Origin of the sequence: Candidatus Liberimonas magnetica (genome assembly GCA_020523885.1) — a bacterium.
GTDB lineage: Bacteria > Elusimicrobiota > Endomicrobiia > Endomicrobiales > JAFGIL01 > Liberimonas > Liberimonas magnetica.
On record JAJAPY010000003.1, the window covers coordinates 244,916 to 270,992 of the forward strand.

Below are 26,077 nucleotides of genomic sequence, written 5' to 3' on the forward strand. Positions count from 1 at the left end.
TAGAGCGTATAGCGGATAGGAAGGTCAAAGTCTTTGTTGTTCTATACGCTAAACGCTATCCGCTCCACGCTAACAAGGATAGATTGATGAAGAATAAAATTATCCAGAATATAGGTTTCATAGCATTGTTCATTTGTATATTAATTACGTTGTTTTTTCTTGGGTCAATAATATATTTTATTGTAGTCAGAGGTTACGGTGTGCTCTCCTGGGAGTTTCTGACTGAAGTCCCAAGAAGAGGCATGACTCAAGGCGGTGTTGCGCCTGCTATAGTAGGCACTATTTACTTAACACTAGGGTCTATTCTAATCGCACTGCCTCTGGGCCTTGCAACCTCTATTTATCTGTGTGAATACAGCCCGAAAGGTTTTATTGTAAATATCATTCGTATGAGCATAAACAACCTTGCAGGCGTACCGTCTGTGGTCTTTGGCCTTTTTGGATTGGCTGTTTTTGTAAAATACTTCGGGTTTGGAGTATCGATACTATCGGGAAGCCTTACGCTTGCTATTCTTGTTCTTCCCGGCATAATCTCAGCCTGCCAGGAAGCGCTTATAGCTGTTCCTTTCAGTTTAAGGGAAGCATCGTTAGCCGTTGGGGCAACTCACTGGCAGACAATTAAGAAAATAGTCCTGCCGACAGCTTTACCCGGTATACTTACTGGAGTTATCTTAAGCATAGGAAGAGCTGCCGGTGAAACAGCCCCTATTCTTTTTACAGCCGCAACATTTTATACAAGAAGATACCCTGGCTCAATTTTTTCAGATACCATGGTCCTGCCGTACCATATCTATGCCCTTATGACCGAAGGCACGCATCCTGATCAGCAGAAAGCCATTGCTTATGGCTGCTCGCTTTTACTTTTGGTTTTAGTATTATCAATATCAGGCGCTGCAATTTATATAAGACAAAAACGGAGCGTAACTTATGGACATTAATTTAGCAAGAATTACTGTAGAGAATCTTAACTTTTATTACGGCCAGAAACAGGCGCTTAATAATATTAATATGAATTTATTTGACCGCAAAGTAACTGCAATTATCGGGCCGTCCGGCTGTGGTAAATCAACATTTATCAGGCTTTTTAACAGGATGAATGATTTGGTGCTGAACTCGCGTTTGGAGGGCAAAATACTGCTTGATGGCAAAGATATAAACAATAAGAAAACAGATGTCGTTGAAATAAGAAGAAAGGTCGGGATGGTTTTTCAAAAACCTAACCCTTTTCCAAAAAGCATTTATCAAAACATTGCTTACGGGCTTGAGATCAATGGAATAACAAACAATGAATTTATAACGGAGAAAATAGAGGATTCACTAAAAAAGGCAGCTCTTTGGGAAGAAGTTAAAGACAGGCTTGACCAGAGTGCGCTTATGCTTTCCGGAGGCCAGCAGCAGAGGCTTTGCATAGCCCGTTGCCTGGCAGTTGAACCGGAAGTTATTCTTTTTGATGAGCCTTGCGCAAGTTTAGATCCTATTTCTACAAAAAAAATAGAAGAATTAATTGAAGAGCTGGAAAAAGATTATACAATAATAATAGTTACTCATAATATGCAGCAGGCAGCAAGAATTTCAGACTATACAGCATTTATGTACCTGGGCGAACTTGTTGAGTTCGGCAATACTGAGAAAGTATTTACTGTGCCAAAAGAAAAAAGGACAGAAGAATATTTGTCCGGAAAATTCGGATAACGTCTTAACGTAGGGGCGGGCCTTGCGTCCGCCTATATTATAGAAATTTAAACAAACATATAAACGGGCAGACGCAAGGCCTGCCCCTACAACGTAAATAAATTTTAAGGGAGAAAGACAATGCTTGAAGAAAGGCTGGTTAATTTAAAAAAAGAGCTTATAGAGTATGCAACAATTGTTGAGTCAATGGTAGATAAAAGTATAAAAGGTTTATCTCAGAAAGATAAGAATATATTAATTGAAGTGATAAAGCGCGATGAGCCTAAAGTTAATAATTATGAAATAGAAATAGACGAGTTATGCACGAACCTAATAGCGCAGTATAAACCGAGTGCAAAGAATTTAAGGACTCTTTTAATGATACTTAAAATGGGCGGTGATCTGGAAAGAACAGGAGATCATGCAGTAAATATCGTTGAGAGCAGCATGTTTTTAATAGAAAGGCCGAATATTAAGCCTTATATTGACATTCCCAAGATGGGAGAAATAGTAATAAAAATGCTTGGTGACAGCATACGGTCATTTATTGACGAGAACCCTGTGTTAGCCAAGGAAGTCTGTTCAAGCGATGATATTGTAGATGACTTGAAAGATAGAATTGTTGTAGAACTCAGTAAACTTATGACAGAAGACTCAACAACAGTTGACCGGGCCTTGCACCTCTTAAGAATTACGGGCAACCTGGAACGTATTGCGGATTTATCAACCAATATAAGCGAGGAAGTTATGTATATGGTAGAAGGAAGAGTCATTAAACATCATAAGGAGGATGAAACAAATGAAAGAGAATAAACCCTGGTATTCAGGTCAAACACCTATAGGGGATGCTTTTGAGCGTCTTTTTGATACCGCTGGCAATAAAAGTGTTTTAGATATAAAAACAAAAACGCTTATACGCCTTACAGCATCGTCAGTTTTAGGATGCAACCAATGTATAAAAAAATATTCTAAGGATGCGCTCATGCAAGGCATTAGTGAACAAGAAATAACGGAAACCGTACTTATTTCGGCCTTGCAAGCCGCAGAAGCACAATTAATACTCTCAAAAAATTGATAGGAGCTTACATATGCCAAAGATTAAGGTTTTGTTTGTCTGCGTACATAACAGCGCAAGAAGCCAGATGGCTGAAGCCTTTTTAAACGATCTGGCAGGCGATATATTTGAAGCCAAGAGTGCAGGCCTTGAACCCGGGAAATTAAACCCGGTTGTTGTCGAGGTTATGAAAGAAACAGGCATAGATATATCAGGCAAAAAAACACAGGGTGTTTTTGATCTGTTAAAAAAGGGCGAAAGATTTGCTTATGTTATTACCGTCTGTGATGAAGCAAGCGGAGAACGCTGCCCGTTGTTTCCGGGGGTTTCAAAAAAGCTTCACTGGGGGTTTACTGACCCATCTTCTCTAGAAGGCACACCTGATGAAAAGCTTGCCAAAACAAGAGAAATCCGAAACATGATAAAAATAAAAGTTGAAGAATTTATTTCTCAATTAAAACAAGGGAAAAAGGTTTTTTAAGAAAATGAGCACAAAATGCTAAATAATAAAATGGATCATATATTTTCAGGAATTGATATTGGCGGCACAAAGATACGTGTAGGGATCGTCTCGGGTGAAGGAAAGATTATAGCAACATCAAAAACCCCGACGCCAAAAAGCATATCTCCTGTAAGACTTGCAGTATGCATATTTGACCAGTATGAAAAAATATTGAAAGAAAATAATTTGAACAAGAAAAATGTAGCCGGGGTAGGGATAGGCATTCCCGGTATTATTGATATGGATTCAGGCGTTATCGTGCGTGCGCCTAATCTTAATATGTCAGGTGTTAATTTCAGGTCAATATTAAAGAAAAAGTTTAAAATACCTGTAGCTATTGCTAATGATGTAAACCTGGGTTTATTGGGAGAACAGTGGAAAGGCGCTGCAATGGGGGCCAGGAACGCTGTGAGCATATTTGCTGGCACAGGAATAGGCGGCGGTATTTTAATAAATGGCAGGCTTTATACCGGTTGTAACGGGGCAGCAGCTGAAATTGGTCATATGGTCGTTGTTCATGACGGGTTGCACTGTACCTGCGGTAACAACGGGTGTCTTGAAGCTCTTTGCGGCAGATGGGCCATTGAAAGGGATATCAAAAGGGCTGTAAAAAAGGGAAAAGAAACTATAGTGGAAAAAATGCTTGATGGAAACTTCAAAAAGATTAAAAGCAGGATACTGGCTAAAGCCCTTAAGGCTAAAGATCCTGTAGTTACAAGAATAATGAAAGAAGTGTCCCGCCACTTAGGTTCAGCCTGTGTTTCTTTGCGTCATTTGTTTGACCCTGAGGTTATTGTCTTGGGTGGGGGTGTAATAGGAGCTTGCGGGGAATACATGCTTCCAATAATTGAAAAAGCGGTCAATAAAGACAAATTGTTTTCAGGTTTAGGCAAATGTAAAATAGTAGTTTCAGAACTTCAAGATAATGCTGTTATTTTGGGAGCTGTTGCTCTTGTAAAAAAACCAGACTCACTTTCCTGTTGAATACTCTTGCCAGAAGATCGGACTTAAGCTTTCCTGTTTCAACTTCCTTGCTTTTCAAATTTGTTATTAATACATGTACAGATATCTGGTTTTTGATTATATTTGTCTTAACTGCTTTTACTGGAGACTTATGGCTGGAATCAAGGCCGTCCGCGAACCTCAAGATAGCCGCTAATTTTGTAACCAGCTCCTTTGAATTATTGTCCAGGTCTCGAAAATATTTGTGCGTGCTCTTGGGAAGGGCTTTCCTGTGATAGCGGGTAATAAGCCCGATCAGCACACGCTGGTTTTCATACGGAGACACAACCTTGGAAGAGATAATAAAATCGCGCGATGTTTTGTGATGGCGTTTCCTGCCGTCTTTCCAGCCTATGTCATGTAATATAGCGGCTGCCCTTAACATCTCAAGTTCTTTTGGACCCATCCTGTGTAGCTTTTGAAGCTGGTTAAAAAGCGTTACGGAAAGATCGGTTACTTGTAAGGCATGTTTATTATCTGAATTCTTCCAGACTGTTAATAACTGCCATGCTGCCTTTTCTGTAGTGCTTTCTTTAAGATTTCCCATATTCTTTTTCTCCTTTGGTTTGCCCATATGCACATGAACATTTTTCGTGCGCTTTGGCGTTTTGAAAGGCATATCGTATATAAAGAATTATTCTTGCCGATCTTATTGTTTTTGATAAAATTGAGCCAGACATCCATCTCATGCAGATCACCAAGGATATCCTGGATTTTATGTGCGGAAATAATAGGATTATTGAATATATCCTTATTAAAGGGTTTTAAAAGTTCAAGGGTGTATCGAAGATTTTTTGCTGTGATTCGCATCTTATGCAGTTCATTATAATCACCCGTGTTATAAGAAAGCAGTTTATCAATGTAGTCAAGGATCAGTTTTTGTATATTCTGGCCAGTATAACAGTTTGTGCTGTTTTTTAGAGCTTTAAAACAGCTTTTTAGTTCGCTCACAATCCTGTCGTTTGTACTGCTGTCAGTTTTTTTAAATGCTTTATAGGCATGCTTTCTTTGGTGCTTTAAACAGGATAAGGTGCTGGTTTTGAGTGCTTTGTTTAAAGGAAGTGTTTTAAGAAAACTGATCTGAACGTCCAGTTCGCGTATCTTGCCCATAAGCTTGCCTGTCTTCTTGAGGTATTTTCTGTATTTACTATGTTTGTCGTTTTTCATGCAATGCGAGAGCACTTTGAGGGATGCACGAAGCCGTCTTGTGGAAATCCGTGCGGCATGTACAGTTGCTGGCAAATTTCTGGCTTTCAGGAAAGTGTAGTCCTTTAAAAAGTCATTTAAGTAGTTTTCCGCAAAATCTGCGATACGCGGTATATTAACGTTTAACTTCATTTCCATAATATTCAATCAAAAACTCCTGAGCGTTTTTGTGATTTATCTTCCCGGACAGGCGGGTATATGTTCTGCTGTTTCTTAGAACCCTGGTTTTCGCCGTATCTTCCCAGTAGGTGTTTAAGATGAACTTAAGATGGTCTTTGAGTTCGGGGTTAGCAACTTCAAATCCTAATTCGATCCTGCCTTCTAAGTTCCTTTTCATCCAGTCCGAAGAGGCAAGGAATAACCTTTGCTCAGTATTGTTGTTGAATAAAAATATGCGCGTGTGTTCAAGGAAGCGCCCTACTATGCTTCTGACCTCTATAGTGCTGCTTAAGCCTTCAACTCCGGGAACAAGACAACATATACCGCGGACGATCAGGCGTATCTTTACGCCGGCAATCGATGCCTTGTATAGTTTTTCTATTATTGCGGTATCTTCCAGTGAATTCATTTTTGCAAATATAAAGCCGGTGCCGTATTTTTTTTGAAATACGATTTCATTATCTATCAGTTCATAAAAACTTTCTCGTAAATTATAGGGTGCGGCAAATATGCGTTTCCAGTTGGAGGAGACTGAGTAGCCTGTAATAACATTAAAAAGATCGGAAATATCTTTTGCAAAATCATCGTTTGCAGTAAAGTATGACAGATCGGTATAAACGCGAGATGTTATCTCATTGTAATTACCGGTTGAAAGGTGGACATACCTGCGTATCCTGCCTTCCTCATTTCTTACTATCAGAAGCATCTTAGCGTGAACTTTAATACCAGGAATACCATAGATCACGTGACAGCCGGCAGCTTCAAGGTTCTTTGTCCAGCCGATATTCCTTTCTTCATCGAACCTAGCTTTTATCTCAACTATTACTGTTACCTGCTTCCCGCTTTTTGCGGCATCAATAAGAGCTTGAATAATGGCAGAGTCTTCATTAGTCCTGTACAGGGTCATCTTTATTGCCAGAACATCCCTGTCTCTAGCTGCACTTTGTATTAGGTCTATAACCGGCTGGAAAGATTCATACGGGAAATGAATAATGAACTGTTTTTCCTTTATTGAGTCAAAGATATTTTCATATACAAGTTTGGAGGGCACATAGCTCTTGTAGTTAAATTCCGGCCTTAATGCCTGATTCGCCACTTTGAAAAGGTAAGTGAGGTCGAGATCGCCGTCAATGACTCTAACCTGTTCCTTTGGAAAGTCGATGCCTGAACAGATCATATCAAGAAGCTTGTCATTATACTGCTTTTCTACATGGATACTGACAACCTTTGCTTTTGGCCGATTTTTGAGTTCTCTTTCGATTACCTTTCTTATGCTTGAGGTATCCTCTTCGTTCTCCAGCAGTTCACTGTCACGTATAACCCTGAATAAAAAACTGGCGTAGATCTTATACCCTCTGAAAAATATTTCAAGGTTGTTCCGGATAATGTCATCGATCAAAATATAGGAAAATTCATTCTTTTCTGATGGGAGCCTTAGTATCCTGGAGATCGATTTCGGCACTGGTATCAAAGCAAGGTAGTATATGCCGCCTTTTTCAAGGCATACGCCGAAAGTGTTCGATTTTGAGGGAAGGACCGGGAAAGGATGGCTTATGTCAACAGCAACAGGCGTTATGCAAGGGTATAAGGTTGAGTCAAAATATTTTAAAACGAATTTTCCCTGTTCAGCATTAAGCTGTTTATGTTTCAGGATATTTATCCCGTTTTTGTTTAGTTCGCTCTCTTTTATACTTCGGCAGGCATGGTACGCAGCGGCTATCAGGCTGGTAGATCTCGCTATAATCTCATCATGCAGCTGCTGGGGATAATAGCCAAAATCGTCTTTCCTGTTGTAGCCTGCGTCAATAAGGCGCTTCACGCTTGCTAGCCGCACCATAAAGAATTCATCAAGATTATTTGAAAATATCGCCAGAAACCTCAGCCTTTCCAAAAGAGGGTTAGCTGCGTCTTTTGCCTCTTCCAGCACGCGTTCATTGAACATTAACCAGCTTATGTCCCTGTGGATAAATATCTCGGTGTTGTTTTTCATAGTGGAGCCCCTCCGGCAGGAGCCGGAGGCTCCTTCAATAACGCGACCTACTGCGACCACTTCTGCATTGCCTACTCCGCCGTAGTAGCCTTTATGGCTACGAAGGCCGGGCATCCGCCGACAGGAGTCGGCGGATTTCATGTCGCATGTATTAAATATTCCGGACTTTTAATTCGAGTTTTTTTCCTGATATTTCCTCAAACAGGTCCTTCTTGTCACGAAATTCAAGTTTTTCGTTCTCAAAGTTTTCTCCGGTATACGCAGTGATGCTGAGGGCCGGCGAATCAGTAAGTTTAAATTCCAGTTTATCAACTTTTTGCTTGTGGCTTCTATCTAAAGCATTGGCTATCCTTAAAAGCGCGCTTAGTTTTTGAACAAGTATCTGCTTGTCTTTTGAAAGCGAATTATATAAAAGGTGGGATTTCGCTGGAGTGGAACGCCTGTGATAACGCGCAATACAGGCTATTATTTTTATCTCGTCCTGCGCTAAGCGGAACAGATTAAGATTGGAAATTATGTATTCTGAGTGTTTGTGGTGTGATCTGTTGTGAACGAACATGCCTATGTCATGCAGGTATGCGGCGAGAAGCAGATACACCCAGTCCTGTTTTTTAAGGCCCAGCAATTCTTTGAAGTTTTCAAAGAGTGTTGAAGAAAGCTTCACAACGGATTCGATATGGCTGATATCCATACGGTATTTTCTGCATAGTATCGTAGCTATTGAAACAAGCTGGTTGATTTTATTGTATTTCGGTGAATTTTCATAATCCATGATTATGTTCGCAAGGATCGCTTCGGAAAGTGAAGCCTCAAGCATATATACCTGGCCGTTTTTACTCATGCCTGCGAATTGTCTTAAAATAATAGAATACTCAAGAAATGTGGCCGCGGTCTCAAGAGGGATATTAAACTCTTTTGCTATTAAAGAAGGTTTTTTGTCTATCATGATGTTGTTAAGCACTGCTATGGTTTGGGCATCTAACGCATAGAACTTGCCTGATAAGCTTATAGCGGGCAGGATCGCACTAAGATAAGATGCGTACCTTTCATCTATCAATATAACGTCGTCTATCTCCATTTGCTGCAGGTCGCGCTTAAGGTAAGCTAGCTCATTTTCGATCCTGTCTGTTATAGCTTCGCAGTTCTCGCTTGTGCTGCCTCCCAGCTCCTGCATCATCTGGCTTAACCTGAGAGTTCCTAGCGGCAGGCCTGCATTCAGATAGGTAAAGCCCTTATCCATCAGCGCCACGTCAATACTTCCAGAGCCGAGTTCTGCGATAAGGATGCTTTTATCATGGAGCGGATAGGAGTCCTTCAGCTTGCGGTACAAGTAAGAATCAAAATAATATATTATATCACCGGCTGTCAGTACATCTACGACAAACCCCGTTTCCCTGAATATCGTATCGATAAATATGTCCCTGTTCTCAGCCTCTCTGACAGCTGTTGTAGTTACTACCTTGACAGAATCTACGGAGTATTCCTGGAGTTTTTCTTTATATTTTAACAAGATGCTCACTGTTTGGTTTGTTGTCTCATGAGAGATGCGCCTGTGAAAAAAAGTATCATTGCCAAGAGGAACTATATTTTTCAGGGACTCTAAAATACTGATGCCTGGCTCGGCTTTTTCAGCTATCGTTAGTTTTATTGAATAGGTGCCTATATCTATGACAGCTACTCTGATATTGTTTTTCATACTATTATTCTACGAATTAATTGTTAAGTGCGTATTAATTAATTGTTAAAGTTATGTTTAAAGATATTTGGCCTTTTAAGTAAGTAAAAACAAGCCTTAACGAATTATTAATTATTTCTTTATACATTGTTAATAATTTATCCGTATAACTGTATCGCATAAGGAAAATTGTAAAAAAGCAAGTAAAAATACCATTTAAATGAAGAGTTCAGTTAAATACGCAGAAAAGGACAACAAATGCTTTCCAATAAATTACACTTAAAAGCCATTTCGATAGTAGTCTTATCTTTTTTTACATATTCCTTTGTCTTGCAGGAACCATTATTGGCGCTCACGGACCTGTTAGCAAATAAAAAGAATGCTCAAAAACTGGAGGACAGCATAAGCAGGTTTATTCTGCCCTCAGGTTATGGCAGAATAATTGACGGCAACTATAACAATTCCGATACACTTGTCATTTATATTCAAGACCTCCATTGCCATGCCGAAGCGCAAAAAAATATATCTAATATAATAAACTTATTCGATGCACGTTATCCCTTGTCAAAAATCTTTTCCGAAGGCGCCCCTGAAGGCAAGGTTGATACACACCTGCTTTCATCTTTGCCTGATAAAGCAATAAAAAAAATGGTCCTTAATGATCTGCTTTCAGATGGGTTGTTAAGCGGGGCGGAATATTACTCGGTAGCTAAAGACAGGGATATTCTGTACGGGCTTGAAAACTGGGAAATATATCTTTCTAACCTTAACAGGGTAAGGGGCATTTTAGAGAAAAGGGGAAGCTACGCAGGAGAGATCACTAAATTAAGATATAAGGTTACCGGCCTTAAAAAAAAGATGCTTTCTAAAAAAATACAGGAACTGGAATCTTATTTAAATAGCAGCAATGCCCGTAAGGATACAGGCACCTACTACCTGGAGATGGGAAAACTCTGCGATAAATTAGGTATAGCTATAACGGGATACCCAAACCTGGATGTTTACATAAAGCTTCTTAGATCAAATAGCGGAAGAGATAGTAAGAAATTAGAAAAAGAGTTCAAACAGTACTATGGTATGCTTAAACGAATTATCCCGTACAGCCTCTACGGGGTTATGATGCAGAAGCTGAACGATCCTGACAGGTCAGATGAATTTTACCTTTCCTTATCAGAAATCGCAAAAACCTACACTCCGAATATGAGCTATGCTTACCCTGAAATAAACAGCTTTCTTAAATACAAAACTCTGAATTATTGCTTTAACCCCATATATATGCTTTCTGAAGAAAAGCTGCTGAAAAAGAAGATCTTAAATTCATTTTCTGACAGGCTGTTATATAAAGAAATACTTTTTCTATCTGATATGAGCGAGATACTCAATGACCTGCTCAATTTAAAGATAACACCTGACGATCTGGCTACCTTTGAGAATAACTGTGCTAAATATAAGGTCTTGCTCGGCAAGTTCTTTGAAAACAGCGACACAACCGGCCTTACAGCTATGATAGATGAAGAGAATATCCATGAATTCTATAAAACCAATATTCAAAGAGATGATATATTCTATAACAATCTGCTAAAGAACATAAAAAATGAAGCAAGTGGAACCCCTCCGGCAGTCCCGCTCTGCGGGACTTTTATAAGTGACATCCCGCCATTATTAACATTCATCCCCCGTTCCCGGTTTGCGGGAGGGCTTTCTGTGCGGCGGGGTAAAGATTTAAATCAGTCTTTGAAAAGCAATTATGCCACGGTCCTTAATCATTTAAAGGAATTTAAAGAGATCAACGTAGTAGTAACCGGCGGTTTCCATTCAAAAATAACAGAGTTCATTAAAAAGGGCGGAATATCTTATCTTAATATAATACCCAATGTAACCCATGCGGCTGATGAATCCATATATTCAAAAATTCTTACAGATAACTTTGCCTTAAAGGATTTTCTATCTTCTTCGTTCGCTCCTGAATTGCTGGATCTTGGCACTTCAAAACTTAGGATAGAACTGCTTATGTTAAAGTGGACCGAGGAGGCGCACAAGCAGGGTATGTCCGCAGAAGAAATTAAGGCTGAACTGACAAGATGGATGAGTGAAAATCCCTCTATCACAGTAAAACTTGATATTGACAGCATGCTGGCAGACGGCTCAATAAATGTTGTTCTTGACGGAACTAAGGTTGAGCTGCCACAGAAGGGGCCTAAGGGAAGAAATAGAGTTTTAAAGATACCTAAAGCTCTAGCTTCATTTTTTAAGAAAGTATTTTCAAAACGAAAACAGAAGACAACCCTGCCGTATTCCCCGGCTAAAGCAATGCTTAATGATGAATACAGATCATTGGCAAATTCCCTTTCCGGGCCTATGCCGGACCTAGTCCTTGTAATGTCCGGTAATAGCGATATGCGCAAAGAAGCCCTTGAGGAATTATTTGCTAAAAGACCGGAGGTAATGTCGAATGTGCCTTTTGAGGTCATAGGCAATGACGGGGACGGAAGCGGAAGGGCTATTCTTGAAGCATTCAAATATTTAAGTCCTGAAAGGATACGAGGCCTTGGAGAAAGATATCCATCACTGAAAGACAAGAAGATAGAGAACCTCAGGATACTGGTTTTAGCTGTGGACGGCCTGGATAAGGATACGATAAGTGCGCCCCTGCCGGTAAAGATCAACGGGAAAAATATCACTCCTATAGAACTCGCCTTATTAAACGGCCTTAAGGCTGTCCAGAACTTAACCAGAATGGGAAAAGGCGGTATGGTCATCATGGACCCCGCCTCTGTTTATCTTGGACCTGTAAAGCCAACAGGAGATATTACCCTTCTTGGCTCCTATGTGGGTTACGGGCAGATGCTTGAACAGGGGTTAACCTTAATGCTCAATGACGATAAAACCGGCAGAGTACGCAAGCTTTACAACAGGTTTAACGAACAACAGATAAAAAATACCCTTGAGAAAAATGCCATCCGCGGAATGTACCATCTCGGTAACAAAAAACTCAAACAAATGCAATCTATGACCGGAAATATCATTTTAAGCTTTGACAGTCCTGACAAATATGACAGGTTCAACAGGCTTATGGAAGATGTCCGGTCCTGGGTCAATACTAACTATAAAAACAAAGCCCCTCCGGGCTTTGATCTGACAACTCACCTGCTTGTCCCGCTTGTTATGCTTTATAACGGCGAAGACGCTAACGCTTTTTGCGTAAAGCTAAGAGATACCTTCAAAAATGGGGATGACCTCGATTTTTATAAAGATTTTTACTTTGCCCTTTTTGAATTGTATAGGAATAAATTCAATTTAATAAAAGACATTAATATAAAAACCCAGCTTCCTGCAGAGTCCTTATATTCCAGGATCTATACCGGGCAGGACCCTCCTTCAACATATAATGACCAGGTTTTAATGCTCGGAGAAATATCCGTGCCTGAGTTAACTCTGCCGGCCATAACCCAAGCCAAAAAAAACTTTTCCACCCGCTTTAAGAAAATAGAATCTAATACAAAGAAAAGCCCGGCCGCGGACAGTTTAATTCTGTCCGGCCAGAAATCTTCGGAAAGAGATGACAATATTAATCCTGCGCCATGGAATCCCCCGTCTTTAGACGGGGGAGGAATGCGTTCGCATTCGTCCCTGAAGGGCGACAGGTTTAAAGAGCCTTCGGCTTCAGACGGAGGGGTCGCCACTGAAAAACGGCAGAGCAGGGCAGAAACCGGCGTAACAGCCATAGAAAAATCCGAACAACTTCTGGAAGAATGGGCACAGCTGCTTGATGCAAATAAAAAAGATTTTGATCCTGGTGTTTATGATAACATGCTTGAAAAGGCGAAAGGAATAATGCGTTTGACCAGGCTTTCAGAAGAAAGTTTTGGAAATAATAATAAGCCCATGGCTATGCTGTATAGAAAGTTCAGCAGCCTTTCGATCTCTACTGTTGAGCAGTTAGCTGGTATTTTAAACAAGAACCCAGCAGAAGACAAGGAACAGGCGAAATTAGTCCATGTCAGGGATTCTTTTGAAAGCATTTCTGTATACAGCCTTGAGTACCTTCATACGATAGATTTTGCCGTCAATCTTGAGATACTATCAGGCTACATCTATCCCAAGAACGACTGGATGGAAAAATATAAGATAATGCCGCTTAACAGGCTTATATTCGGAATGGCAGATGGTTTTGAAAAGTCAAAACTCGGCCTGGGAAAACAGGTTGATAAGGTTGTGGGCACAGGAAACCTCCTGCTGGACTCCCTGTATGATTACCCTCAAACGAAATCAGAAATAAATATGTATGTACAGGCTCTTGAGCATAAAAACGGGGAGCATTCCTTGGGCCTGGATAAACTATGGAGAAGCAGAAAAGCCATCCAGCGTTCCTCTTCGCTATTCTTAAGCTTTCGCACTATCTTGACCAGCAGTTTATGGGTTGGCGGCACATCCTGTGCGGCCCAGACCGCGCTGGTAGGCGGTAATCCGATTTTAGCTTCTATCTTGTTCTCAATAGTAATTCCTTTGGGCACTGGCATAGTTTTGTCGATTTTTTTGCATCAGTTTTTTATTCAGCAGGGAAGGACAAATGGTTTCTACAACCGGCAGAAAAGAGTTATCAATAAGCATCTTAATCGTAACCCCTGGTTAAAAAAATCAATTGATAGCACAATAAAGGAACTTTCTAGTGTACCCGAAGGCTATTTGCTGGTTCAGAAGCCTGAAGAAAATGCAAAAACAGTGTTTGGCGCTTCAAAAGATTGCCTGGATGCCTGGGGAGATATACTTAAACTGGATAAATTCGATAAAAATGCTCTGGATGCCATCAGAAGCAATGCAGGGGAGCTGATCCGTCTTACACATTTTTCCAATATAATGCTGGTTCCTTTAGAGAGAAAAAAAGCAGTCATTGTTTTTGATATGTTTTTGGAGCTAGCCAAGAAAACTGCAAATAAGATACATAGCCTGCCTGCAGAAGAAAAAGAGAAACTAAAAAATGAAATAGCCTCTTTTTCCCAAATGTATGAATACGCCAACGACTATCTTTATGCCCTGGACTGCGCAAACAACATAGAGGTGCTGTCTATTTATCGGATATCAAAAAACAGCAGGCTATATTTTCTTGAACAGTCTCAGCTTATGAACGTGGTAAGGGCTATTTTCGGCATTTCTGTGGGCATTGTCCTGTCTTCGCTCTTTCTTAGAAAAACCTCAAAAAACCTTGTAACTAAAGGAAACGGGATAATCCCTGGTTTTTATGATGCCGGTAAAATTAGCGGCGAGGTCAATGATTTTATAAAGCAAAACAAATACAGCGTATATTTTGAATTGGGAATGTCTGAAGGCTGGAGAGACAGAAAAATGCTTGCCCGGTTTATACCGCTTATCGTATTTTGGGGCCCTTTTTTAGAATCGTATTTGTTCGGTACACCTTTAACTCCCGGAGGTTTTCTGGTCACGTTCGCTACAGGGCTTGGCCTTTCCCTTGTGCTGCACTGGATACCGATAATTCTTTCTCTATTCAACAAGAACTTCAGCCGCAATAAAAAAATCATAAGATCAATAAAAAGGCCTCCAGTTTTTGAAACAGAAGCCGAGGGCATACTCCGCAATGAGTATCAGGAGCTGCTGGAATCTTTTAACAACGAGAAACCGGATCTTGTTTTTATTGTGGCAGACACAGATGAAGGGCTTCAAGCCCATTTAAAAGCTATATTACCGCATAAAACCTGGGATCAGTTCTCCGTGCCTTTTGTTTTTATTAAAAATACAGGCAAAGGCAATGGCAGTACATTGTTGGAAGTATTTGAACCTCTGAAAGCTGATAAATTTTCCAGATTGGCAGAGAAATATCCTTCATTGAGAGGCAAGGATATCGGAAAATTAAGGATAGTGGCCTTAAATATTAACGGTATGACTGAGCGCTCGCTCGGACAGGCTCTCCCTGCCAGGATAAATGAAACTAGTTTGACTGTGCTTGAGCTTGCTCTCCTCAACGGGCTTAAGGCACTTCGGAGTTTACGCCAGGAAAACAGGGGCGGTATGGCTATTATCGACCCGAGCAGCATATATCTGGGGCCTATCAAGCGCACGGGAGATATAACTTTGCTGGGTTCAAACGTAAGCTACTCTCAGATGCTGGGACAGAGTTTAACATTAATGATAGAAGAACGTAAAACAGGAAAGATCGATAAAATATATCATGAATTCAATAATGAAGAAGTAACCAACATGCTTGCAAAAAAGGGTTTGAACAGTATGTATGACCTTAACAACAAGCAGGTTAAACAGTTGAAAGCGCTTACCGGAAATATGATCGTTAGTTTTGACGACCCGGATAAATTCAATAAGTTTATTGACCTTTTAGGCACTATTAAGTATAAAATGATTTCTCAATATGGGAATAAGGTGCTTCCTGAGATTGATTTGATGCCCCATCTAATAATTCCCTTCTTAATGTTATCTAAGAATGAAGATCCTCTGGCATTTTGCATGAAATTAAGAAAAAACGGGCAGAGCAAGCAGGAAAATGATTTCTATTGGAATTTGTTCAGGCTTTATGAAAATGCCTACAGGGATACGATCAAGGAACTGGATATAAATACGTTCATTCCGCCTGAAGCCGTGTTTACTGTATCACCCGGACACTTTAAAGAGAGTTTGGCATATTTGGAACAGATAAAATTACTCAAGAAATTTTCCGGAAACCAAGAAATAGAGGAAACTATCAAGCTGGAAGCAGGCGTTCAAAATGAAGGTTTTCAAGTCAAGAAAAACGAAACTGAAGGGAATCAAGATGAGCCTGGTTTTAGGCACCCCGTAAATGAGATAAAGAAAAACAATGGCAGTGAATTGTTGGATAAAAAGATAGCCCGGCTGCAAGAGCTTAAAGAAGAAGGTAAGATATACTGGGCCGGTGATCATATACCAGCTACATTGCTTTATCATTACAGCCTAAAAACCATAGAAAAACGCGCAGAAATCATGTATAAATACGGCTACAAGTACGGCTATGTGCTAAACACATACACCATAAGGCTAAAGGATGAAAGCGAAGTTAGGGAATGGATATACAAAAAAACTGTACCCGGCATAATCAAGGATGCTCTCAGGCATGCCAGACGGTCCGGCGCTGACCCGATCGAAACCATTAAAACTATCAGGGAAAATGTGTTAAATGAGACCGTTACAGAAAGCAAAAGATGGCTGTTTGAAAATGCTCCAGGTTTTTGCAATAAAAGTATAGTGTTTAGCTGTATCGAAGATGAGGAAATTGTGGACAGACAGATGCTTTCAATGGCTGATTTGAGCATAAATGCATTAAAAGTAACGCTTATGTACCAAAACACTGCTTCTGCCGAAGGCCAGTTAATTGACCTGAATACCAAGGTCATAGTACCCGTTGAAAATATTGATGTAATAGCCAGGATCTATGCGCGTGTGATCGAAAGCGGCGCAGGCAATAAAAGCGTGAAGCTTTATCTAAGGCCTTTACCGGCTATTGAGCAGGAAAGCGATCCAGCCAGAATGCTTGTTTCTAAAATAGAAGACAGTCAAGGTTTAGAAAATGACGCTGAAAAACGTGATATCCAGATGCTTTTGCTCGGCAGGGGCACGCTCGCTGTCATTAAAGAAATAACTGAAGGAAACCCTGAGCTAAAAAGACAATTGGTTGACCTCGGACTGCCGGTCCAGGATATAGTTCCGGCAGTTGTGTCTATGCGTGGAGTCTTAAGCGTCTTTACCCAGCCGCAGGCTATTGCGGACAGTTTTATAAATGATGAGGAGCTTAATTCTCTTGTTTTTACTTTTAACACCGATTCACTAAAAGATGAAAATGAGGTTTCAAAACTTGTTTTAAGTTCTATTAAAAAGATCAATCTGAACGAGAACCTTCTTAACTATTCAATAATTTCTTCAGGTGCTGTGGACTTAAGAAAAATAGCGCTTGTTACCTCAGATATAAGCGCCTCTTTAAATCAGGCCGGGGCAATGCCCGGCATAGATTATTATCCCGAGTTTCAGGATATGGTTTATGAACCGGCAAGCGGGATCGCACCGGATGATGCCGAGGCCGCTAAAAGCTACCTTAAGGAATTATTATATCCGGCTTATAAAACAAAAAACTGTGTATCTCAAAAAACCCGCAAAAACAACAGGAGATTCGGTTCTTCTACGAACAGAGTTCAAATAGCGCCGGTTGTTTCTATAAATAATATTGGCGATATAAGAAAACTGTGCGACAAGCTTAGTCCTGACGGCATAAATACTTTGCTTTTGCAGCCTGTTTTCCCGGTTTTCAAAGCCGCAGATAGCTCCGTCTGCGGAAGCATGAGCAGTTTTTGTGTAGACCCTTTTCTTGTCGACCTGGTGGAAGAAGCAGGAAGGCTGAGGTCAAAAAAAGCTGCATTTTCTTCGGTCGACATTGAATCCTTTTATTCGATCATTAAAGATGAGGAAGAGCAGAGTGCTGAAAATGAAAAAACCACTATCGGCCAGAACAGGTTTTATGTTGCGCTCAGGTGTTACAATGAATTCCTGAAAAATAAGGAAGAGCAGAAAAAATTCGCCAAATTCAAGGATGACAATGAAAAGCTATGGCCTGAAATTGAAAAGGGGGCAAAATATTTTTCCGCGGTCAGGATACTCGGTGCTTACCCTCAGGACGCCAAAATGATAGATGATCTAGTTAAGATAGCTCCTGATAAATGGATCTTGTACCCCAAGATTTATGAATACCTTCAGTACGTAGCTTACAGACAACTTAGAGAATCGATAGACTATGCCCATAAAAAAGGAATGGGTATAATCATGAATTACCCTATTCTAAAAGCAAGGAATTCCTCTGACATGATCTATCATCCTGACTATTTCTGCGATAAAGAAAGAGATACTGTTTCTCCAAACATTGGCGGAAAAGTTGAGAATGGTTTGGTGTTGGGTAATTGGAGAAATATGCAGAAGTCGGGGTATGGGCCGGTTGTTACGGAACTTAAGTATTGGCTTGAGAATTTCGGGTTTGAGGGTGTTTGGATAAGCGGTATCAATGCCTATGAAAGCATAAAAGACAGTGATTTTTCATACAACCTTTTGTTGTCAAGGCTGACAGATGCTGTTAGGAGTTCAAAGCCGGAAGCGACTATAATAGTTGAACCTTTTAAGGGGTACAGTGTCGACTATAACTCAGGGCAGTCAAAATCAATATATTCATTTCTTTCTATTTCAGATCCCGGCCAGTTAACTCAGGATAGAATAAAAAAGGAACTTGAAAAAATGGGAAATGCCTGGCTAAGAATTGACCTAACAAGCGGTGATACCGGAGAAACATTCATGAAAACCCTTTCAGAAGCCATTAGATCAGGTTGTTCTGAATATATAAGCTTTGAGCTTTCAAGTCAGTTTGACAAGGCCGAGTCAATTTCCGGAGCGAATTTAAGCGAACTAATAGCGTCTTTAAAAGATATCATAGTCAGCAAGAAACCAGACACTCAAAAGTCTTATTTTAATGAAGGGTATATGTACGGGAGTAACCTTGATATAGGAGATAGAAAGGCATTAATAAATGCTGAGTTAAACGGGTTTGAGACCATGGAATTAACATACAGCGGGGGGAAGAATAAATTGGCATCTTTAGGCGCTCCAGGCCTGCATCTGCTTCTTGCTGCATACAGGTGCATAAATAATTCCAAAGAGAATGGCACGGATGCATTTTTAAACCATGCTGGCAAATGCGAGTTTTTTTCAATAACATACCGGATACTAAAAAAAGCAGGGTTAACCGAGTCTGTGGTCCCTGAAATTTGGTTCTATCTTAAGAAACTTCAAAAACACGCGGACACAGTTTCAGATCCTAAAGAAAAAGTTAATGTAAATATTCAGCTTTTCGGGTTTATCCAGGGTTTACTGGAAGAACAGATACTTTACCCGAAATATTCAGGCCAGAGGAGCATAAATGTGGGTTCGGATACCAAAATAAAGGATCTGCTTGCAAAGTATGTTTCTGATAGTATCCTTGAATTCGATGAAAAAGATATGCAGTTGGTAAACGAGATAGATATTTTACTTAAAGATCTTCAAAATATGCTTGGTTTTAAAGCAAGTAATGGCATTGTAAGCGATGTTTTTTTTAAAAAGCTTCTTGTTGCTGCGGATTCATTTATAGTCCATGACGGCCCTGGAGGTGTCCGGATGCTGGCTCATCCTAATGATGGTGTAAAAACAAAAGATGTCTTCATGTGCCTGCCCGGCCTTTTTCTTGTAACTAGAAGGTATGATGAAGCAAAGAAACTCTTCAGGTATTATGCAAACCTGGCCAGGACAAACGGGCGTTTGCCCGGATTTATAATAAATGACGGCAGGTTGGATTATGACACTGAAGACGGTTCCCTGTGGTTCGTAGAGGCACTTAATAAGTATTACAAGGCCAACAGCAGCGATGTGGATTTTATGCGGGAAATGCTGGATGTTACAAATATAATAGTGGACGGCTATTTAAGGCCAAACGGAAAAGCACGTTTAGATACTGACGGGCTAGTAAGCGTTCCGCCTGGATATTATCAGTCTCCGAAACAAAATAGCGAAGTTTCCAATACAGGCAGGGAAAAGCCTATTGAGGTTCAGGCCTTATTATATAACGCTCTTTCTATAGCTTCCAAGTTAAATAGGTCAGCAGGTGATGAACAGCTTGCCGAAAAGTATGATGTAATCAGGCAGAACTTAGCTACAGCGATTAACAGGTACTATTTCGTTGCAGGCCGGGCATACCCGCTCGATGTGCTGGGCACTGATCCTGCTTCTGCTGACGCTATCAGGCCTAACGCTTTATCACTTATTTCATTAAGCCAAAACGGGGATTTCTTATCCTCCTACAGGCAAAAAGCTATGTTGAAAGTAATAGATGATTCCTTAGTTACCCAATATGGTTTAAGAACACTCTCGCCCGGAGATCCGAGATATAGGCAGGGTACAAATAATCCATATTGCGGGGTTGTATTTCCCTGGCTCATTTCCCCTTATCTTATTGCAAAAAGAGATGATTTAACTGTAACAGAATCCGAGAGAATTATCAATATACTGAAACACCTGATTATAGAAAATGGAACCCTGCCTGAGTTCTTCACTCCTGATCAGCCGTATATGCCGGGAGGGTCGGAGTCTTATGCCAAATCTGTCGCAGCCTTGCTTGAAGTAGCGGGCGCAATGAATTCAAATATAGAAATACCTCTCCCTGAAAAACAGAATGTGTTTAATCTGGACCTAACCAGAAAGCTTGCCTGGCAGCAATAACTTACAAGGTTCCCTATTCTTCCATATCTACTCTCGAAATTTCATTAACATAGCCTTAACAATACCTTTATATGGAATTAACCCATTATAAGTATAATTCTATTGAGAGTAAAGCCATATTCAAAGGATCAAATGAATAAACTAATAACTGTAGTTGATGATGAAGAAGATATACTTAAGCTGATAACAATAAACCTAAAAAAGAATGGGTTTAAAACAAAGGTTTGCAGCGACTGCGAAGGCCTATTCAACTTATTAAAGAATAAAATACCGGATCTTTTGCTTCTTGACTTAATGCTCCCTGGCATGAATGGTTACGAGATATTCAACATGCTCAAAAAGACACCACAATATGCCGGTATTCCTATAATAATGCTCACTGCCAAAGCCGAAGAAGCAGATCAGATACTGGGCCTTAAACTCGGAGCAGATGATTACATAACAAAGCCTTTTTCACCAAAGGCGCTGATCACCAGAATAAAGGACCTGTTTAGAAGATTAGAGGAAAAAGATTCAGGAAAGAAGTGATCTATGGCAAAAGATAAATTATATTTAAAGGAGAGGACAGTGATTAAAGTCGACCTGCATGTACATTCAAAATATTCTGAGCATCCTTCGGAATGGTTCCTTCAGCGGATCGGTGCAAGCGAATCATATACTGACCCTGAATTCATATACCGGGCTGCAAAAGAAAACGGTATGAGCTTTGTTACCATAACAGACCACAACAAGATAGAAGGCGTAATGCGCTTAAAGGAAAGACACCCTGAGGACGTGTTTACAGGCCTTGAAACAACCGCGTATTTTCCTGAGAACGGGTGTAAAGTTCACATACTTATTTATGGGCTTGGTTACACCGAATACGATGAAATACAAAAAATAAGAAAGGATATTTACCAATTAAGGGACTATATAAAGGAAAAAAATCTGGCTTATTCCGTGGCTCATGCTATGTATTCGGTTAATGACAGGCTGTCTATAGAGCACCTTGAAAAGCTTATACTGCTTTTTGATAACTTCGAGGGGATAAACGGCGCTAGGAATAAATTGAATAATAACATATGGATCAAAACCCTTGAAAGCCTTAATCCGGAAAAGATAGGAGACCTGTTTAAGAAGCACGGGTTAGAGCCTTTTGGTAATATGCCCTGGATAAAAGGTTTAAGCGGGGGTTCCGATGACCACGGCGGCATATTTATTGGAAAAACCTATACGATGGCTGAGGCAAATAATTTGCAGGAATTTCTTGATAAGATAAAGTCAAATAAGATATCTGCGGACGGAAGGCATAACGACTTCAAATCACTGGCCTTTGCGTTATATAAGATAGCTTATGACTTTTCCAAGTCAAAAAGCAATAACTTTTCAAAATCTTTCATCAGCAAGCTCAGTTCTTTGTTTTTTGAAAATAACGCATTAAGTTTTAAAGACAGGTTAAAGATAAAAAAAATGAAGTATTCCTATAAAAAAGGCGATGATAATGTGAGAGATCTGATCACGGAGCTTATTGAAGAATTCCGTGCCAACAATTCCTTGCCTATAGAAAACAAACTTGACCTTATCTACAGCAAGATCGCTTCAATTGCCGATGAATTCGCAAGAATATTCATTAAATCCATTGAAACAGACCTTCAGAGAGGTGATGTAATAAACCTCATAAAGAACATATCCACTTCTTTGCCCGGGATATTTATTTCTATACCATTTTTCAGCACTTTCAGGCATTTATTCCAGAGCAGGGATCTTTCCGAAGAGCTTAAAACAAGGTTTAATATCAATAAAAATAAGGCAAAAAAAATACTCTGGTTCACTGATGATTCGGATTTTGCCAACACGGGCTTCCTTAAATCTTTGGATGAATCTGCCGCTTTGCATCATAAGAACAGGGATGTAAAATTCGTGTCCTGCAATATTAAAACTGGCAAAGATGTTAAGGTGCGGCAAAATATAGTCAATATCCCCGGCATATATTCTTTAGAACTGCCGTGGAATAAAAAGACGGTGTTCCACATACCGTCAGTTCTAAAATCTTTACAAGAGGTCTATGAATATGACCCTGATGAAATTTATATATCGGGTTCAGGGCCTATATGCTTGTTCGGACTTTTTGCTGCAAAGCTGCTCAATACAAAAGCTGTCGCAGTCTATGATTCAGATTATTCCTGGGATAACAACGACCTGATAGAAGATGACACTATATCAGGAATAATAGATTCTTATTTTAAGTGGTTCTATTCGTGCATGGATACGATAAAAGTATTGAAAAAAGAGCATTTGAATATATTCCAACAATGGAATTTCGAGCCTAACAAAATAGTTTTTGTTAAATCAAATGTAAAGCTATCCTTATACTCAGCAGGTGATTCCAGGATTCTTGAAAAAGATTCATCCATAAATCTGAAAGAACGTTTTGACATGGACATTTTTGTTAAGAATCTCTTTGACGATGAGGTTAATATCGATAAACGAATGTACAACCGGATATTGCACCAAAGGTTCTCGGGGTATTAACAATGACAGTATTATTTGTAACTTCCTTGTCTGTAATAACTATTTCTTTTGCCCTTCTTATTTGTTATCTGCTTTCAACAATCACGCATAGCAGCTACATAAAGAGAACAGATAGGCTGTCAGAGTACCCCAAAGTTGTCATATTAAAACCTGTTATGGGTATAGATGATAACCTGGAGACCAACATCGAAAGTTTTTATTTGAGCGATTATCCGAACTTCGAAATAGTGTTTGGTATAGAAACTGAAGATGACCCCTGTTTTGGGATTCTAAAAAAGGTAAAGGCAAAGTATCCAGGCAGGAAAACAAAGATAATAGAAACAGGCAAAGATAAGGAATTAAACCCAAAGATCGATACCCTATTAAAACTTGTAACCTATTATAATTCAGACTGTGACCTCTACTGGGTTGCTGATTCAAGCACCCGGATAAACAGGGATACGCTGCATCAATTAGTAGAAGAATATGTAAACAATGATTCAAAAATAGTCTTTTCGCCTATCCTGGGGACAGGGTGCAGCTCAGGCGGTAGTATCATGAGAAATTCATATTTAAATACATTTGTCTCAGGAAACATCATTCTTGCCTGGAATTTGTTTAAGGAACCTATTATTGTAGGCAAATCAATGCTTATCGAAAAAAATACATTGAATAAATTAGGCGGTTTTAACAGGTTCAAAGAATACCTGGCTGAAGATTATATGATGGGAGAGATATACCGTAATAACAAAATAAAGATAGCTACTAATTTCTCGTGGGTGAAGGACTATAACTGCACGGGTTCGGTAAAGGATTTTTTTGCAAGAACCCTCAGGTGGGCAAAAATGAGGTTCCATATCAATAAAGTATTTTATTCTCTTGAGATACTTGTAAACCCTTTAGGAATGGCTTTAGTCTTTTCACTAATGACCGGGAAGAACGGTATATTCTTATTACTGTCTTCGATTTTCCTCAAAGTTATTTTAGAATATTTAACCCTCTTCTGGCTGGACAGGGAAGAGCCTAAAAAGATGAAAGTTATTCTTTTATACCCATTTTATGTTGTTTTAAAGGATATTTTACTGCTATTTATTTACTTTATTCCGTTATACGATAAAACAGTCGCCTGGCGCGATAAAATGTTTATAATAGGGTACAAGAGCAGGATAAAACTCAGGCTGCAATGAACTACAACAATGATAAACCATCGAAAAAAGCCTGGGTCATATCGGCTCATATGGGGCTTGGCCATTTACGTGCCGCGTATCCTTTAAAGGATATTGCGGATAACCGTATTTTAATAGATGGGTCAAAAGAAGATAGTGAGCCTCAGGATTACAAAATATGGAACCTGATGAGAGCTGCTTACTATTTCATGTCCAGGGCAAAAGAAATACCTTTAATAGGGGATTATATTTACAAGTTACTGTGCCTTGTACAGGAAATCCCTTCATACTATCCAAAAAGAGACCTGTCCAAACCGATATTTCCTCTTAAGTTTCTTGTTTATTTAATAAAGAACAGAGGATTAAGCAATTCCGTTGTAAAGCTAATCGGTAAAAAAGCTTTTCCTGTTATAAGCACATTTTATTCTTCTGCAATAGCATTAGATATATTGCAATCTAAGAAAAAAGAAAATTTCCTTTTAATATGCGATTCTGATTTTAACAGAATATGGGTTCCTGAAGAGCCTAAGGAAAGTAATGTTAAATACTTTGCGCCATGTACAAGGGTCAAAAGACGGCTCTTGTCTTACGGTGTACCTGAAGGGAACATTTTTCTTACAGGGTTTCCTTTGCCTAAAGAAAATATAGGCAGTGAAGAAGGGCTTGAGATATTAAAGGAAGACCTGTTCAATAGGTTGATAAGGCTTGACCCTGATAATTATTTTTTTAATATTCACGGAAAAACAGTGGAATACTATCTGGGTAAAAAGCAGGAAGATTTTATTGGAGAAAAATACTTTGACCTTACTTTCGCGGTAGGCGGTTCAGGTGTACAGGTAGGTACGGCAAAAAGAATATTGAAAAGCTTCAAAGACAAGATTGTAGCTCAAAAAGTGCGCATAAATCTTTCAGCAGGGATTCGAGAGGATGTTTATCGTTGTTTTATAGATTTCCTATATTCCCTTAATCTAAAAGACTATATGAACAAAAATGTCAGGATAATTTATAGCCCGGACCCGTACGAATACTTTGATATGTTTAATAAAGCTTTAAGGACGACAGATGTGCTATGGACAAAACCAAGCGAACTGGTATTTTATTGTGCCTTAGGCATCCCTATTCTTATGGCCCCGTCTGTAGGGACTCACGAAGCTTTGAACAAAAGATGGCTGCAGGACATACATACGGGTATAAAACCGGCAGGTTCCGTTGACCATTCATCGGAATGGTTGTTTGACCTTAGAAAAAGCGGGATCCTTGCTGAAGCAGCCTGGGACGGTTTTTTGAAAGCAAGAAAACTGGGCACGTATAAGATAGAACATTTAGTTTTTGATGGGACTTGTAATGCAGGTAACTCTCCGTTGCAAAGATAGTAAATGTTAAATGATAATAATTGACACATTATGCAGGGGTCTTCTATGAATAAAATAAGAGTTTTATTTGTATCCGCACATAATAGCTCAAGAAGCCAGATAGCCGAGGCTTTTCTAAACAGGCTTGCCGGAGATGAATTCGAAGCTTTCAGCGCAGGCATTACGCCTCGCGAACTTAGCCCTTTTGCAGTGCAGGTAATGAGGAGAATAGGTTTTGATATTTCGAATAATAAAACAAAAAACGTACTAGATTTTTCTAATTCAAATGCGCATTTCGATTATGTGGTGCTCACCTGCGACAAACAAACCCTGCAAATTTGCCCGGTATTCTTGAACACAAAAGAGACTATCCATTGGGACATAATTGACCCGGAGGCCAATAAGCGGGATAACCTCCAGATACTTGAGAGTACAAAAAAAGTACGTGACATCATAAAGTCAAAAGTCATTTCATTTCTTAAAGAAACAACTCAAAAGAAAAAAGAAAACTTCCAAAAAACCGCCTAAACCTTCCATGAATT

At 39.6% G+C, this 26,077-nt stretch carries 16 protein-coding genes; 12 read left to right on the top strand and 4 right to left on the bottom strand.

Annotated elements, in window-relative coordinates; translation table 11 throughout:
* Nucleotides 1–86 precede the first annotated feature (86 nt).
* From pstA to LHV68_04120, 6 genes are all read left to right on the top strand, one after another.
* Complete coding sequence (pstA, locus tag LHV68_04095; protein MCB4791049.1) at nucleotides 87–938, top strand: phosphate ABC transporter permease PstA; 852 nt, start codon at nucleotides 87–89, stop codon at nucleotides 936–938.
* A complete protein-coding gene (pstB, locus tag LHV68_04100; protein ID MCB4791050.1) occupies nucleotides 928–1,692 on the top strand; it encodes a phosphate ABC transporter ATP-binding protein PstB in 765 nt (254 codons plus the stop codon). Before pstA ends, pstB begins: the two co-directional genes overlap by 11 nt.
* A gap of 120 nt (nucleotides 1,693–1,812) precedes the next feature.
* Entirely contained in the window at nucleotides 1,813–2,484 is a 672-nt protein-coding gene (gene phoU, locus LHV68_04105; GenBank protein ID MCB4791051.1) for a phosphate signaling complex protein PhoU, read from the top strand.
* The gene (locus LHV68_04110) at nucleotides 2,471–2,746 is read left to right on the top strand and encodes a carboxymuconolactone decarboxylase family protein (GenBank protein ID MCB4791052.1); all 276 of its coding nucleotides are present in this window, start codon (nucleotides 2,471–2,473) and stop codon (nucleotides 2,744–2,746) included. Before phoU ends, LHV68_04110 begins: the two co-directional genes overlap by 14 nt.
* A gap of 13 nt (nucleotides 2,747–2,759) precedes the next feature.
* Nucleotides 2,760–3,206, top strand: coding sequence for an arsenate reductase ArsC (locus LHV68_04115; GenBank protein ID MCB4791053.1), 447 nt, complete (start codon nucleotides 2,760–2,762; stop codon nucleotides 3,204–3,206).
* 15 nt (nucleotides 3,207–3,221) lie between these two features.
* The gene (locus LHV68_04120; protein MCB4791054.1) at nucleotides 3,222–4,211 is read left to right on the top strand and encodes an ROK family protein; all 990 of its coding nucleotides are present in this window, start codon (nucleotides 3,222–3,224) and stop codon (nucleotides 4,209–4,211) included.
* Here the strand turns inward: LHV68_04120 and LHV68_04125 are convergent.
* The 4 genes from LHV68_04125 to LHV68_04140 are packed head-to-tail and all read right to left on the bottom strand — an operon-like array spanning nucleotide 4,159 to nucleotide 9,280.
* On the bottom strand, nucleotides 4,159–4,776 hold the full coding sequence (locus LHV68_04125; protein ID MCB4791055.1) for an HD domain-containing protein: 618 nt from the start codon (nucleotides 4,774–4,776) through the stop codon (nucleotides 4,159–4,161). The genes LHV68_04120 and LHV68_04125 overlap by 53 nt on opposite strands.
* A complete protein-coding gene (locus tag LHV68_04130; GenBank protein ID MCB4791056.1) occupies nucleotides 4,725–5,573 on the bottom strand; it encodes a CHAD domain-containing protein in 849 nt (282 codons plus the stop codon). Before LHV68_04130 ends, LHV68_04125 begins: the two co-directional genes overlap by 52 nt.
* Nucleotides 5,551–7,698, bottom strand: coding sequence for a polyphosphate kinase 1 (ppk1, locus tag LHV68_04135; GenBank protein MCB4791057.1), 2,148 nt, complete (start codon nucleotides 7,696–7,698; stop codon nucleotides 5,551–5,553). Before ppk1 ends, LHV68_04130 begins: the two co-directional genes overlap by 23 nt.
* 37 nt (nucleotides 7,699–7,735) lie before the next feature.
* A complete protein-coding gene (locus LHV68_04140; GenBank protein MCB4791058.1) occupies nucleotides 7,736–9,280 on the bottom strand; it encodes an HD domain-containing protein in 1,545 nt (514 codons plus the stop codon).
* 237 nt (nucleotides 9,281–9,517) lie between these two features.
* Here LHV68_04140 and LHV68_04145 point away from each other — a divergent pair, with 237 nt between their 5' ends.
* The 6 genes from LHV68_04145 (at nucleotide 9,518) to LHV68_04170 (ending at nucleotide 26,063) form a co-directional block, all read left to right on the top strand.
* Entirely contained in the window at nucleotides 9,518–20,527 is an 11,010-nt protein-coding gene (locus tag LHV68_04145) for a 4-alpha-glucanotransferase (GenBank protein ID MCB4791059.1), read from the top strand.
* A gap of 132 nt (nucleotides 20,528–20,659) precedes the next feature.
* Entirely contained in the window at nucleotides 20,660–21,055 is a 396-nt protein-coding gene (locus tag LHV68_04150) for a response regulator (GenBank protein ID MCB4791060.1), read from the top strand.
* Between the two features lie 3 nt (nucleotides 21,056–21,058).
* Nucleotides 21,059–23,038, top strand: coding sequence for a glycosyl transferase family 1 (locus LHV68_04155; protein ID MCB4791061.1), 1,980 nt, complete (start codon nucleotides 21,059–21,061; stop codon nucleotides 23,036–23,038).
* A gap of 2 nt (nucleotides 23,039–23,040) precedes the next feature.
* Complete coding sequence (locus LHV68_04160; protein ID MCB4791062.1) at nucleotides 23,041–24,204, top strand: hypothetical protein; 1,164 nt, start codon at nucleotides 23,041–23,043, stop codon at nucleotides 24,202–24,204.
* Complete coding sequence (locus LHV68_04165; protein ID MCB4791063.1) at nucleotides 24,201–25,556, top strand: hypothetical protein; 1,356 nt, start codon at nucleotides 24,201–24,203, stop codon at nucleotides 25,554–25,556. The genes LHV68_04160 and LHV68_04165 overlap by 4 nt, the downstream gene beginning before the upstream one ends.
* 45 nt (nucleotides 25,557–25,601) lie before the next feature.
* Nucleotides 25,602–26,063 carry an arsenate reductase ArsC gene (locus tag LHV68_04170; GenBank protein MCB4791064.1) on the top strand — a complete coding sequence of 154 codons (462 nt, stop codon included), beginning with the start codon at nucleotides 25,602–25,604 and terminating at the stop codon, nucleotides 26,061–26,063.
* Nucleotides 26,064–26,077: the final 14 nt, after the last annotated feature.

Coding starts and splice junctions, on each gene's coding strand:
- pstA (MCB4791049.1), top strand. CDS start 87: ATGAAGAATAAAATTATCCAGAATATAGGTTTCATAGCATTGTTCATT.
- pstB (MCB4791050.1), top strand. CDS start 928: ATGGACATTAATTTAGCAAGAATTACTGTAGAGAATCTTAACTTTTAT.
- phoU (MCB4791051.1), top strand. CDS start 1,813: ATGCTTGAAGAAAGGCTGGTTAATTTAAAAAAAGAGCTTATAGAGTAT.
- LHV68_04110 (MCB4791052.1), top strand. CDS start 2,471: ATGAAAGAGAATAAACCCTGGTATTCAGGTCAAACACCTATAGGGGAT.
- LHV68_04115 (MCB4791053.1), top strand. CDS start 2,760: ATGCCAAAGATTAAGGTTTTGTTTGTCTGCGTACATAACAGCGCAAGA.
- LHV68_04120 (MCB4791054.1), top strand. CDS start 3,222: ATGCTAAATAATAAAATGGATCATATATTTTCAGGAATTGATATTGGC.
- LHV68_04125 (MCB4791055.1), bottom strand. CDS start 4,776: ATGGGAAATCTTAAAGAAAGCACTACAGAAAAGGCAGCATGGCAGTTA.
- LHV68_04130 (MCB4791056.1), bottom strand. CDS start 5,573: ATGGAAATGAAGTTAAACGTTAATATACCGCGTATCGCAGATTTTGCG.
- ppk1 (MCB4791057.1), bottom strand. CDS start 7,698: ATGCCCGGCCTTCGTAGCCATAAAGGCTACTACGGCGGAGTAGGCAAT.
- LHV68_04140 (MCB4791058.1), bottom strand. CDS start 9,280: ATGAAAAACAATATCAGAGTAGCTGTCATAGATATAGGCACCTATTCA.
- LHV68_04145 (MCB4791059.1), top strand. CDS start 9,518: ATGCTTTCCAATAAATTACACTTAAAAGCCATTTCGATAGTAGTCTTA.
- LHV68_04150 (MCB4791060.1), top strand. CDS start 20,660: ATGAATAAACTAATAACTGTAGTTGATGATGAAGAAGATATACTTAAG.
- LHV68_04155 (MCB4791061.1), top strand. CDS start 21,059: ATGGCAAAAGATAAATTATATTTAAAGGAGAGGACAGTGATTAAAGTC.
- LHV68_04160 (MCB4791062.1), top strand. CDS start 23,041: ATGACAGTATTATTTGTAACTTCCTTGTCTGTAATAACTATTTCTTTT.
- LHV68_04165 (MCB4791063.1), top strand. CDS start 24,201: ATGAACTACAACAATGATAAACCATCGAAAAAAGCCTGGGTCATATCG.
- LHV68_04170 (MCB4791064.1), top strand. CDS start 25,602: ATGAATAAAATAAGAGTTTTATTTGTATCCGCACATAATAGCTCAAGA.